The organism is Vibrio sp. LB10LO1, assembly GCF_010092875.1.
Lineage (GTDB): Bacteria > Pseudomonadota > Gammaproteobacteria > Enterobacterales > Vibrionaceae > Vibrio > Vibrio campbellii.
This window is the reverse complement of sequence record NZ_JAADJW010000058.1, coordinates 1-12678: the sequence shown is the minus strand read 5'-3', so window position 1 is coordinate 12678 and position 12678 is coordinate 1. Positions and strand designations below refer to the sequence as shown.

Genomic DNA, 12678 nt, shown 5'->3' with positions numbered 1-12678 from the left:
TAGAAATGGTAATGCCAGGCGACAACATCCAAATGCAAGTTGAGCTAATCGCTCCTATCGCTATGGATGAAGGCCTACGTTTCGCTATCCGTGAAGGTGGGCGTACTGTAGGTGCTGGTGTTGTTGCTAAGATCTTCGACTAATTCTTAACGAATTAACGAATGTCTTCGGAAAATCTTGAATTAGATTTGACGAACCAGTAGCAAAAAGGGCATCATTTGATGCCCTTTTTCTGCACTCAACATTATTTTAGCTGTTTTCTTGTTCAGATTTTGGTTGAGAGCAGAGCAAGATTGGCCAGACAGGCTTAATCTTAAGAGAGTAGCGCTGATTTTTTCAGCGATATGGAGTTTGCCCTGCAACAGCGGGGTTGTTGTCGTCTATATTAAGACTTGTGACAGGTTGGTTTATGAAAGCAAATAATGCTGAAACTCCTGATAGCTCAAACGCAGCAGATACGTTTAAGTGGATTGCCGCTTTCGTATTAGCAGCGGCCGCTGTTGTGGGTAATTACCTGTATGGTGAAATGTCTGTAGTTGTTCGCGCTGCAGGCGTTGTTGTTCTTATTGCAGCTGCCCTTGGCGTTGCAGCAACAACGACTAAAGGTAAAGCAGCGATCAGTTTTGCAAAAGAATCTCGTATGGAAGTTCGTAAGGTTGTTTGGCCTACACGCCAAGAAACTATGCAAACAACACTGATCGTTTTAGCTGTAAGTATTGTAATGGCTCTAGCGCTTTGGGGTATTGACGGCATTATGGTTCGTCTAGTAGCTCTAGCGACTGGGGTATAGAGGGTTTTAATTCATGAGTGAAGCTCCAAAAAAACGCTGGTATGTGGTTCAAGCCTTCTCTGGATTTGAAGGTCGTGTAGCTCAATCTCTTCGCGAGCATATCAAAATGCACAGCATGGAAGAGCTATTCGGTGAAGTACTGGTTCCTACTGAAGAAGTAGTAGAAATGCGCGCGGGTCAGCGTCGTAAATCTGAGCGTAAGTTCTTCCCAGGGTACGTCCTTGTTCAGATGATTATGAACGATGAATCATGGCACCTAGTACGCAGTGTGCCGCGTGTCATGGGCTTCATTGGTGGTACCTCAGACCGTCCGGCACCTATCACAGATAAGGAAGCTGACGCTATTCTTAACCGTCTTGAGAAAGCGAGTGAAGCTCCTCGTCCACGTACTATGTACGAAGCGGGCGAAGTGGTACGTGTTAATGAAGGTCCATTTGCTGACTTCAATGGTACTGTTGAAGAAGTGGATTACGAGAAGAGCCGCCTGAAAGTGTCTGTATCGATCTTTGGTCGTGCAACACCAGTTGAGCTTGAATTTGGTCAGGTTGAAAAACTTGATTAAAAAAACACCTTTTTAAGGGTTGTCTAAGGCGCGAATTATGACTATAATTTCGCGCCTTTTTACTTCTGGTGAAGTAAAGAGTTTTTTCATAAACGGGGAGCTGATCGGTGATTAGCGTTTGTACCCAAACTTAGGAATTATCATGGCTAAGAAAGTTGAAGCTTACATCAAGCTACAAGTTGCAGCTGGTATGGCGAACCCAAGTCCACCAGTTGGTCCTGCACTAGGTCAACACGGTGTTAACATCATGGAATTCTGTAAAGCGTTCAACGCGAAAACAGAATCTCTAGAGAAAGGTCTACCTACTCCTGTTGTTATCACTGTATACAACGACCGTTCTTTCACGTTCGTAACTAAGACTCCACCTGCTGCTGTTCTTCTTAAGAAAGCTGCTGGCGTTAAGTCTGGTTCAGGTCGTCCAAACACTGAAAAAGTTGGTACTGTAACTGACGCTCAAATCCAAGAAATCGCAGAAACTAAAGCTGCTGATATGACTGGTGCTGACATCGAAGCGATGAAGCGTTCAATCGCTGGTACTGCTCGTTCAATGGGCCTAGTGGTAGAGGGTTAATAAGATGGCTAAACTAACTAAGCGCATGCGCGTAATCCGCGAAAAAGTTGACGTAACTAAAGAGTACGAAATCAACGAAGCTGTTGCTCTTCTTCAAGAACTAGCTACTGCTAAATTCGTAGAGTCTGTTGACGTTGCTGTTAACCTAGGCATCGATGCTCGTAAATCTGACCAGAACGTACGTGGTGCAACTGTACTGCCTCACGGTACTGGCCGCGAAATCCGCGTTGCAGTGTTCACTCAAGGTGCAAACGCTGAAGCAGCTAAAGAAGCTGGCGCAGACATCGTTGGTATGGAAGATCTTGCTGAGCAAGTTAAGAAAGGCGAAATGAACTTCGACGTAGTTGTTGCTTCTCCAGATGCAATGCGCGTTGTAGGTCAACTAGGTACTATCCTAGGTCCTCGCGGTCTAATGCCAAACCCTAAAGTTGGTACTGTAACTCCTAACGTTGCTGAAGCGGTTAAGAACGCTAAAGCGGGTCAGGTTCGTTACCGTAACGACAAAAACGGCATCATCCACACTACTATCGGTAAAGCAAACTTCTCTGCTGAGCAGATCAAAGAGAACCTAGAAGCTCTTCTAGTTGCTCTGAAGAAAGCTAAGCCATCTTCAGCGAAAGGTACTTTCCTGAAGAAAGTAAGCATCTCTACTACTATGGGTGCTGGTGTTGCTGTTGATCAGGCTAGCCTGAACACTCAAGCATAATTTATTTGCTTAGGCGCAAAATTTGTGTATAATTTTGCGCCTAATATTTGTGGTTGGGGCTGAACATTGGTTCTTTGAACTGTCTCCTAGTTCGAAATGAATTAAGACCCAGTCTCCGTCCAAGACCGTAGGTGTTTGTTCTCAAGACAAACTTAATCATCCTACGTAGATGGTGCCCGAACTGACAGAAAGCTCTATGTAAATAGTTAACTTTCTTCTGGGAATGCACCTCAATAGCTCTCACTGTCGTGATGATAGTGAGTGGTGTAACGACAACCAGGAGTAAATCCAAGATGGCTTTAAACCTTCAAGACAAAAAAGCAATTGTTGCTGAAGTCAACGAAGCTGCCAGTGGTGCACTTTCTGCAGTTGTAGCTGATTCTCGTGGCGTTGAAGTTGGCGCGATGACTTCTCTACGTAAACAAGCTCGCGAAGCGGGTGTTTACATGAAAGTCGTGCGTAACACTCTAGCACGTCGTGCGGTTCAGGGTACAGACTACGAGTGTCTAACTGACACTTTCACTGGTCCTACTCTAATCGCGTTCTCTAACGAGCACCCAGGTGCTGCAGCGCGTCTTTTCAAAGACTTCGCTAAAGAGAACAAAGATTTCGAGATCAAAGCTGCTGCATTTGAAGGCGCTGTAACTGACGCTGAAGTACTAGCAACACTACCAACTTACGACGAAGCAATCGCACGCCTAATGATGTGCATGAAAGAAGCTTCTGCTGGCAAGCTGGTACGTACTATCGCTGCTATCCGCGATCAAAAAGAAGAAGCAGCGGCTTAAGCCTTGCTTTTTACTGGTTGCAAAATAAACTTATTGTTGACTTAAAAGAGAATTGTTATGTCTATTACTAACGAGCAAATCCTAGACGCAGTTGCAGAAATGTCTGTAATGCAAGTTGTTGAACTAATCGAAGCTATGGAAGAGAAATTCGGTGTAACTGCTGCTGCTGCAGTAGTTGCAGGTGGCGCAGCAGGCGGCGAAGCTGCAGCTGAGCAAACTGAATTTGACGTAATCCTAGAATCTGCTGGCGGTAACAAAGTTGCTGTAATCAAAGCAGTACGTGGCGCAACTGGCCTAGGTCTTAAAGAAGCTAAAGCTCTTGTAGACGGCGCTCCAGCACCTCTTAAAGAAGGTGTTGACAAAGCAGAAGCTGACGCACTTAAAGCTCAGCTAGAAGAAGCTGGTGCAACTGTTGCTGTTAAGTAATTATTGCATAGTTTCTTAGCCTAACGGCTAATTGGCTGGTGGTTTTTTAACCACCGGCCTTTTTGCGCTGTAGGGTATAGGCGAATTTTCCCGCTGTTTAAGCGCCTGTCCCCGAGCAAAAAACATTTCATTCCTACGCAATGAAATGTCACTACAGTAAACAGCTATTTAGTCACTGTCCCTTACCCCCCTTAAGTAACTAGGAGCGGGCGGACAGTTTGGGTCACTTATCAGCGAGCTGAGGAACCCCATGGTTTACTCTTATACCGAGAAAAAGCGCATCCGTAAGGACTTTGGTACTCGTCCACAAGTTTTGGACATTCCATACCTGCTATCGATCCAGCTCGATTCGTTCGACAAATTCATCGAACAGGATCCTGAAGGTCAATACGGTCTTGAAGCTGCTTTCCGTTCTGTATTCCCAATTCAGAGCTACAACGGCAATTCTGAGCTGCAATACGTTAGCTACCGTCTTGGTGAGCCAGTTTTTGACGTTAAAGAATGTCAAATCCGCGGTGTAACTTACTCAAAGCCACTACGCGTAAAACTACGTCTAGTAATCTTTGATAAAGACGCGCCAGCAGGTACTGTAAAAGACATTAAAGAACAAGAAGTCTACATGGGCGAAATTCCGCTTATGACAGACAATGGTACCTTCGTAATTAACGGTACCGAGAGGGTTATCGTATCCCAGCTGCACCGAAGCCCAGGCGTGTTCTTCGACAGCGATAAGGGTAAGACCCACTCTTCAGGTAAAGTTCTATATAACGCACGTGTAATTCCTTACCGTGGCTCATGGCTAGACTTTGAGTTCGATCCTAAGGATAACCTATACGTACGTATCGACCGTCGTCGTAAGCTACCAGCTTCGATCATCCTTCGTGCACTTGGTAAGACGTCAGAAGAAATTCTAGATATCTTCTTCGAGAAAGTGAACTTCGAAGTGAAAGACCAAACTCTACTAATGGAGTTGGTTCCTGATCGTCTACGTGGTGAAACTGCGTCATTCGACATCGAAGCGAACGGTAAAACTTACGTTGAGCAAGGTCGCCGCGTTACAGCTCGTCATATCCGCCAACTAGAAAAAGATGGCGTTGATCACATCGAAGTACCAGTTGAGTACATCGTTGGTAAAGTTGCATCGAAAGATTACATCAACGAAGCAACAGGCGAGATCATTGTTAACGCTAACCAGGAAATTAGCCTGGAAGCACTAGCGAACCTATCTCAGGCTGGCCACAAATCACTAGAAACGTTGTTCACCAACGATCTAGACCACGGTCCATTCATGTCAGAAACACTACGTATCGACAGCACTGTTGATCGTATTTCTGCATTGGTAGAAATCTACCGCATGATGCGCCCTGGCGAGCCACCAACAAAAGAAGCTGCAGAAGCACTATTCGAAAGCCTATTCTTCTCTGAAGAGCGTTACGATCTATCGACTGTTGGTCGTATGAAGTTCAACAGCTCTATCGGCCGTGAAGATGCTCAAGAGCAAGGCACACTTGACGAGCTAGACATCGTTGAAGTGATGAAGAAGCTTATCGCGATCCGTAACGGTAAAGGCGAAGTGGACGATATCGACCACCTTGGCAACCGTCGTATCCGTTCTGTAGGCGAAATGGCTGAGAACCAGTTCCGTGTAGGTCTAGTACGTGTTGAGCGTGCAGTTAAAGAGCGTCTAAGCCTAGGCGATCTTGACGCAATCATGCCTCAAGACCTGATCAACGCGAAACCAATCTCTGCAGCTGTTAAAGAATTCTTTGGTTCTTCACAGCTTTCACAGTTCATGGACCAAAACAACCCGCTATCAGAAGTAACGCACAAGCGTCGTATTTCTGCATTGGGTCCTGGCGGTCTAACTCGTGAACGTGCTGGCTTCGAAGTACGTGACGTACACGTAACTCACTACGGTCGTCTATGTCCTATCGAAACGCCGGAAGGTCCAAACATCGGTCTGATCAACTCTCTATCTGCGTTTGCGCGTTGTAACGAGTACGGTTTCCTAGAGACACCATACCGTCGCGTTGTAGATGGCGTTGTAACAGACGAAGTAGATTACCTATCTGCAATCGAAGAAGGCCAATTCGTTATCGCACAGGCTAATGCTGCGCTAACTGAAGAAGGCGGTTTTGCAGATGAGCTGATCACAGCTCGTCAAAAAGGTGAATCTGGCCTGCACCCTCGTGAGCACGCTCAGTACATGGACGTTGCGACAAACCAGGTTGTATCTATCGCTGCATCGCTTATCCCGTTCCTAGAACACGATGATGCGAACCGTGCATTGATGGGTGCGAACATGCAACGTCAGGCAGTTCCAACACTGAAGGCTGATAAGCCTCTAGTTGGTACTGGTATTGAACGTAACGTAGCAGTTGACTCAGGTGTAACTGCAGTTGCTAAACGTGGTGGTGTAATCCAGTCAGTAGATGCTTCTCGTATCGTTGTTAAAGTGAACGAAGAAGAGCTAGTACCAGGTGAAGCTGGTATCGACATCTACAACCTGACTAAATACACACGTTCTAACCAGAACACATGTATTAACCAGCGCCCATGTGTGATGCCAGGTGAACCTGTATCACGCGGTGACGTTCTTGCTGATGGTCCTTCAACAGACCTTGGTGAACTAGCGCTTGGTCAAAACATGCGTATCGCGTTCATGCCTTGGAACGGTTACAACTTCGAAGACTCGATCCTAGTATCTGAGCGCGTAGTTCAAGAAGACCGCTTCACGACTATCCACATCCAAGAACTTACTTGTGTGGCGCGTGATACTAAGCTTGGTTCTGAAGAGATCACAGCGGATATTCCAAACGTAGGTGAATCTGCTCTGTCTAAACTAGACGAGTCAGGTATCGTTTATATCGGTGCTGAAGTTAAGGGTGGCGACATCCTAGTTGGTAAAGTAACACCTAAAGGTGAAACTCAGCTAACGCCTGAAGAGAAGCTACTACGTGCAATCTTCGGTGAAAAAGCATCTGACGTTAAAGATACTTCACTACGTGTACCTAACTCTGTTTCAGGTACGATTATCGACGTTCAAGTCTTCACTCGCGATGGCGTAGAGAAAGACAAGCGTGCGCTTGAAATCGAGCAAATGCAGCTTAAAGAAGCGAAGAAAGACCTAACTGAAGAATTCCAGATTCTTGAGGGTGGCCTTCTAAACCGTGTTCGCGCTGTATTGATCGATGGCGGTTACTCTGAAGCGAAACTAGACACAACTGATCGTAAGAAGTGGCTAGAACTAACGCTAGAAGATGACGCTCTACAAACTCAGCTAGAGCAACTTGCTGAGCAGTGGGACGAGCTAAAAGCTGACTTCGATAAGAAATTCGAAACTAAGCGTCGTAAGATCACACAAGGTGATGATCTAGCACCTGGCGTACTGAAGATCGTTAAGGTTTACCTAGCGGTTAAACGTCGCATCCAGCCTGGTGATAAGATGGCGGGTCGTCACGGTAACAAGGGTGTAATCTCTAAGATCAACCCTGTTGAAGACATGCCATACGATGAAAAAGGTCAGCCTGTAGACATCGTACTTAACCCACTGGGTGTACCTTCGCGTATGAACATCGGTCAGATCCTAGAAGTACACTTAGGTCTGGCAGCGAAAGGTATCGGTGACAAGATCAACCAGATGGTTAAAGAGCAGCAAGAACTAGCGAAATTCCGCGAGTTCCTACAGAAAGTTTACGATCTAGGCGAAACTCGCCAGAAAGTAGACATTGCTTCTCTATCTGATGACGAAGTTCGTACTCTGATCAAGAACCTACGTGGCGGTCTACCAATCGCGACTCCAGTATTTGACGGTGCACCAGAAGCGTCTATTAAAGCGCTACTGAAACTAGCAGACCTACCAGAATCTGGTCAGCTAAAACTGTTTGATGGTCGCACAGGTGACCAGTTTGAGCGTCCTGTAACTGTAGGTTACATGTACATGCTGAAACTGAACCACCTTGTTGATGACAAGATGCACGCTCGTTCAACTGGTTCGTACAGCCTAGTAACTCAGCAGCCACTTGGTGGTAAAGCTCAGTTCGGTGGTCAGCGTTTCGGTGAGATGGAAGTATGGGCACTAGAAGCATACGGTGCTGCTTACACTCTACAAGAAATGCTAACGGTTAAGTCGGATGACGTTAACGGCCGTACTAAGATGTACAAAAACATCGTAGACGGTAACCACAGCATGGAACCTGGTATGCCAGAATCGTTCAACGTATTGTTGAAAGAGATTCGCTCGCTAGGTATCAACATCGAGCTAGAAGACGAAGAGTAATCTCTTTCTCTCTCGACCAAGGTTGAGAGAGATATAAAGCGATTATTTGGTAGAAGGTGCTCACTTTAGCGGGTGAGCTCCTTTTAACTCCTTACAGGAGCTGATTGTGAAAGACTTATTAAACTTTCTAAAAGCACAGCATAAGACCGAAGAATTTGATGCAATCAAAATCGGTCTATCTTCACCAGACATGATCCGTTCATGGTCTTTCGGTGAAGTTAAAAAACCTGAAACGATCAACTATCGTACGTTCAAACCTGAACGCGATGGTCTGTTCTGTGCGCGTATCTTTGGTCCAGTTAAAGACTACGAATGTCTTTGTGGTAAGTACAAGCGCCTGAAGCACCGTGGTGTTATCTGTGAGAAGTGTGGTGTAGAAGTTACACAAACTAAAGTTCGTCGTGACCGCATGGGCCACATCGAGCTAGCTTCACCAGTAGCTCACATCTGGTTCCTAAAATCGCTACCGTCTCGTATCGGTCTACTAATGGATATCCCTCTACGTGATATCGAACGTGTTCTTTACTTCGAAATGTACGTAGTAACAGAACCGGGTATGACTGATCTAGAAAAATCTCAGATGCTTACTGAAGAAGAGTATCTGGATCGTCTAGAAGAGTGGGGCGACGAGTTCACTGCTAAGATGGGTGCAGAAGCAATCAAGGACCTACTAGGTTCTATGGATATGCACGCTGAAGCAGAACAAATGCGTGAAGAGCTAGAAACAACTAACTCTGAAACTAAGCGTAAGAAAGTAACTAAGCGTCTGAAACTGGTAGAAGCGTTTATTCAATCTGGCAACAACCCAGAGTGGATGATCCTAACTGTACTTCCAGTTCTTCCGCCAGATCTACGTCCTCTAGTACCACTAGATGGCGGTCGTTTTGCGACTTCAGATCTGAACGACCTATACCGTCGTGTGATCAACCGTAACAACCGTTTGAAGCGTCTTCTAGAGCTAGCTGCTCCGGACATCATCGTACGTAACGAAAAACGTATGCTGCAAGAGTCTGTTGATGCGCTACTAGATAACGGTCGTCGTGGTCGTGCGATCACAGGTTCTAACAAGCGTCCTCTGAAATCTCTTGCTGATATGATCAAGGGTAAACAAGGTCGTTTCCGTCAGAACCTTCTAGGTAAACGTGTAGACTACTCTGGCCGTTCTGTAATCACAGTAGGTCCATACCTTCGTCTACACCAGTGTGGTCTTCCTAAGAAGATGGCACTTGAGCTATTCAAACCATTTATCTACAGCAAGCTAGAGACTCGTGGTCTTGCGACTACAATCAAAGCTGCTAAGAAGATGGTAGAGCGTGAAGAAGCGGTAGTTTGGGATATCCTAGACGAAGTAATCCGTGAACACCCAGTACTATTGAACCGTGCACCTACACTTCACCGTCTAGGTATCCAGGCGTTCGAACCAGTACTAATCGAAGGTAAAGCGATCCAGCTACACCCACTAGTGTGTGCGGCGTACAACGCGGACTTCGATGGTGACCAAATGGCGGTTCACGTACCTCTAACTCTAGAGGCACAGCTTGAAGCTCGTACTCTGATGATGTCGACAAACAACATTCTGTCGCCAGCGTCAGGTGATCCGATCATCGTACCTTCTCAGGACGTTGTATTGGGTCTGTACTACATGACTCGTGACAAGATCAACGTGAAAGGTGAAGGCATGTACCTTTCTGGCCCAGCAGAGGCTGAGAAAGCATACCGCACTAAGCAAGCTGAACTTCACGCACGCGTTAAAGTACGTATTACAGAAACAGTTGTAGACGAAGACGGCAACAGCACAACAGAGACTAAGATGGTTGATACAACTATCGGTCGTGCAATGCTATGGCAAATCGTGCCAGCTGGTCTACCGTACAGCATCGTTAACCAAAAGCTAGGTAAGAAGCAAATCTCTAACCTACTAAACGAGGCGTACCGTAAGCTAGGTCTGAAAGACACTGTAATCTTCGCTGACCAAATCATGTACACAGGTTTCGCATACGCGGCACTATCTGGTGTATCTGTTGGTATCGACGATATGGTTGTACCGCCAGCTAAGTACACTGAAATCGCAGAAGCGGAAGAAGAAGTACGTGAAATCCAGGAACAATACCAATCTGGTCTTGTTACTGCGGGCGAACGATACAACAAAGTTATCGATATCTGGGCATCGACCAACGACCGCGTAGCGAAAGCGATGATGGCAAACCTTTCATCTGAAACGGTAGTTAACCGTGACGGTGAAGAAGAGCAACAAGAATCGTTTAACAGCATCTACATGATGGCTGACTCGGGTGCTCGTGGTTCTGCAGCTCAGATTCGTCAGCTAGCGGGTATGCGTGGTCTGATGGCTCGTCCGGATGGTTCGATCATCGAAACGCCGATCACTGCGAACTTTAAAGAAGGTCTAAACGTACTTCAGTACTTTATCTCAACGCACGGTGCTCGTAAGGGTCTTGCGGATACGGCACTGAAAACAGCGAACTCGGGTTACCTAACTCGTCGTCTAGTAGACGTTGCTCAAGACGTTGTTGTAACTGAACATGACTGTGGCACTCACGAGGGTGTTGACATGATGCCTCACATCGAGGGTGGTGATGTTAAAGTTGCACTGACTGAGCTAGCGCTAGGTCGTGTAGTAGCTGAAGACGTTCTTAAGCCAGGTACAGAAGATGTTCTGATCCCACGTAACACTCTAATTGATGAGAAGTGGTGTCAGATCATGGAAGAGAACTCAGTAGACAGCATGAAAGTGCGCTCTGTAGTTACTTGTGATTCTGACTTCGGTTGTTGTGCACAGTGTTACGGTCGTGACCTAGCACGTGGTCACCTAGTGAACCAAGGTGAAGCAGTTGGTGTAATCGCTGCTCAGTCTATCGGTGAACCGGGTACACAGCTTACGATGCGTACGTTCCACATCGGTGGTGCAGCATCTACTGCAGCAGCAGAGAACAGCATCCAAGCGAAGACAACTGGTACCGTTAAACTGCACAACGCTAAGTTCGTAATCAACAAAGATAAGAAGCTAGTAATCACGTCTCGTGCATCTGAGCTAACTATCATTGATGAATTCGGTCGTACTAAAGAGAAGCACAAACTTCCTTACGGTTCGATGCTAAGCAAAGGCGACAACGACGCAGTAACAGCTGGTGAAGTTGTTGCTAACTGGGAAGCGCACACCATGCCAATCATCACTGAAGTGGCAGGTCGCATCCAGTTCGTAGACATGATCGACGGTGTTACAGTTTCTCGTCAAACAGATGACCTAACAGGTCTATCTTCAAGCGAAGTAACTGACCCAGCAGCTCGCCCAGCAGCAGGTAAAGATATGCGTCCAGCTATCAAACTTGTTGATGAGCAAGGTAACGATGTAATGATCCCTGGTACAGAAATGCCAGCTCACTACTTCCTACCTGGTAAAGCGATTGTAAACATCGAAGATGGCGCTGAAGTTGGCATTGGTGACACACTATCTCGTATCCCTCAGAAATCTGGCGGTAACAAAGATATCACCGGTGGTCTACCACGCGTAGCTGACCTATTCGAAGCTCGTAAGCCTAAAGAGCCTGCGATCCTTGCTGAGCACACAGGTACTGTGAGCTTCGGTAAAGAAACGAAAGGTAAGCGTCGTCTAGTTATCACTCGCGACAGCGGTGATACTTACGAAGAGATGATTCCTAAGCATCGTCAGTTGAACGTATTTGAAGGTGAGCGTGTTGAACGTGGTGACGTGATCGCAGATGGTCCAGAGTCTCCACATGACATCCTACGTCTACGTGGCGTACACGCTGTAACTCAGTACATCGCTAACGAAGTACAAGAAGTTTACCGTCTACAAGGCGTTAAGATTAACGATAAGCACATCGAGACTATCGTTCGTCAAATGCTACGTAAGTGTACAATTACTCACGCTGGTGACTCTGAGTTCCTACCTGGTGAGCAAGTTGAATACTCACAAGTTAAGATTGCTAACCGTAACCTAGAAGCTGAAGGCAAAGAGCCTGCACGTTTCGAGCGTGAGCTACTAGGTATTACTAAGGCATCTCTAGCGACTGAGTCGTTCATCTCTGCGGCATCGTTCCAGGAGACAACTCGCGTACTAACAGAAGCTGCGGTTTCTGGTAAGCGTGATGACCTACGTGGTCTGAAAGAGAACGTAATTGTTGGTCGTCTGATCCCAGCTGGTACTGGTTTCGCATACCACCAAGATCGTCAAGCTAAACGTGCTGAAGCGCAAGAAGGTCCATCTGCTGAACAAGCAACAGATAACCTAGCTGCACTTCTAAACGCAGGCTTCTCTTCTGACGAGTAATCGTTAAAAGCTTAAAAGAAAAGGCACCCTCGGGTGCCTTTTTTGTTTCTTGGAGGTCAAATAGAACGCTTACGCTCCGAGAGTCGAGAGCGCTTCGCTTTAGGAGTCGAGGAGTGTTTGTTAGAGGGGGTTACAAGAAGCTTGCTCTCGAAAGGTGTTGACAGGACTTGTTCCTAAAAAGACAAAATAGAGCCGAATCCCGAATCCCGAATCCCGAATCCCGAATCCCGAATCCCGAATCCCGAAT

The 12678-nt window shown here is 46.4% G+C and carries 8 protein-coding genes and 1 pseudogene; all 9 read left to right on the top strand.

The window, feature by feature from the left end; all coding sequences use genetic code 11:
• Positions 1 to 143 (top strand): annotated as a pseudogene (locus tag GXP65_RS23935) (elongation factor Tu); the annotation flags it as partial.
• Between the two features lie 266 nt (positions 144 to 409).
• Positions 410 to 790, top strand: coding sequence for a preprotein translocase subunit SecE (gene secE / locus GXP65_RS23930; protein WP_005451121.1), 381 nt, complete (start codon positions 410 to 412; stop codon positions 788 to 790).
• A 13-nt stretch (positions 791 to 803) separates the two neighbouring features.
• Positions 804 to 1352: a transcription termination/antitermination protein NusG gene (nusG, locus tag GXP65_RS23925; protein ID WP_005451123.1), complete on the top strand. Its 549-nt coding sequence runs from the start codon at positions 804 to 806 to the stop codon at positions 1350 to 1352.
• A gap of 142 nt (positions 1353 to 1494) precedes the next feature.
• On the top strand, positions 1495 to 1923 hold the full coding sequence (gene rplK / locus GXP65_RS23920) for a 50S ribosomal protein L11 (RefSeq protein ID WP_005451125.1): 429 nt from the start codon (positions 1495 to 1497) through the stop codon (positions 1921 to 1923).
• 4 nt (positions 1924 to 1927) lie between these two features.
• A complete protein-coding gene (gene rplA, locus GXP65_RS23915) occupies positions 1928 to 2629 on the top strand; it encodes a 50S ribosomal protein L1 (RefSeq protein ID WP_005384683.1) in 702 nt (233 codons plus the stop codon).
• A gap of 293 nt (positions 2630 to 2922) precedes the next feature.
• Complete coding sequence (gene rplJ, locus GXP65_RS23910; RefSeq protein ID WP_005533792.1) at positions 2923 to 3417, top strand: 50S ribosomal protein L10; 495 nt, start codon at positions 2923 to 2925, stop codon at positions 3415 to 3417.
• 57 nt (positions 3418 to 3474) lie between these two features.
• Complete coding sequence (gene rplL / locus GXP65_RS23905) at positions 3475 to 3843, top strand: 50S ribosomal protein L7/L12 (protein ID WP_005451128.1); 369 nt, start codon at positions 3475 to 3477, stop codon at positions 3841 to 3843.
• A gap of 250 nt (positions 3844 to 4093) precedes the next feature.
• A complete protein-coding gene (gene rpoB, locus GXP65_RS23900; RefSeq protein ID WP_005433641.1) occupies positions 4094 to 8122 on the top strand; it encodes a DNA-directed RNA polymerase subunit beta in 4029 nt (1342 codons plus the stop codon).
• 106 nt (positions 8123 to 8228) lie between these two features.
• Positions 8229 to 12431 carry a DNA-directed RNA polymerase subunit beta' gene (gene rpoC / locus GXP65_RS23895; RefSeq protein WP_005433640.1) on the top strand — a complete coding sequence of 1401 codons (4203 nt, stop codon included), beginning with the start codon at positions 8229 to 8231 and terminating at the stop codon, positions 12429 to 12431.
• Positions 12432 to 12678: the final 247 nt, after the last annotated feature.

What these genes read in the sequence shown, in the direction of transcription:
- secE (WP_005451121.1), top strand. Translation starts at nt 410, where the DNA reads ATGAAAGCAAATAATGCTGAAACTCCTGATAGCTCAAACGCAGCAGAT.
- nusG (WP_005451123.1), top strand. Translation starts at nt 804, where the DNA reads ATGAGTGAAGCTCCAAAAAAACGCTGGTATGTGGTTCAAGCCTTCTCT.
- rplK (WP_005451125.1), top strand. Translation starts at nt 1,495, where the DNA reads ATGGCTAAGAAAGTTGAAGCTTACATCAAGCTACAAGTTGCAGCTGGT.
- rplA (WP_005384683.1), top strand. Translation starts at nt 1,928, where the DNA reads ATGGCTAAACTAACTAAGCGCATGCGCGTAATCCGCGAAAAAGTTGAC.
- rplJ (WP_005533792.1), top strand. Translation starts at nt 2,923, where the DNA reads ATGGCTTTAAACCTTCAAGACAAAAAAGCAATTGTTGCTGAAGTCAAC.
- rplL (WP_005451128.1), top strand. Translation starts at nt 3,475, where the DNA reads ATGTCTATTACTAACGAGCAAATCCTAGACGCAGTTGCAGAAATGTCT.
- rpoB (WP_005433641.1), top strand. Translation starts at nt 4,094, where the DNA reads ATGGTTTACTCTTATACCGAGAAAAAGCGCATCCGTAAGGACTTTGGT.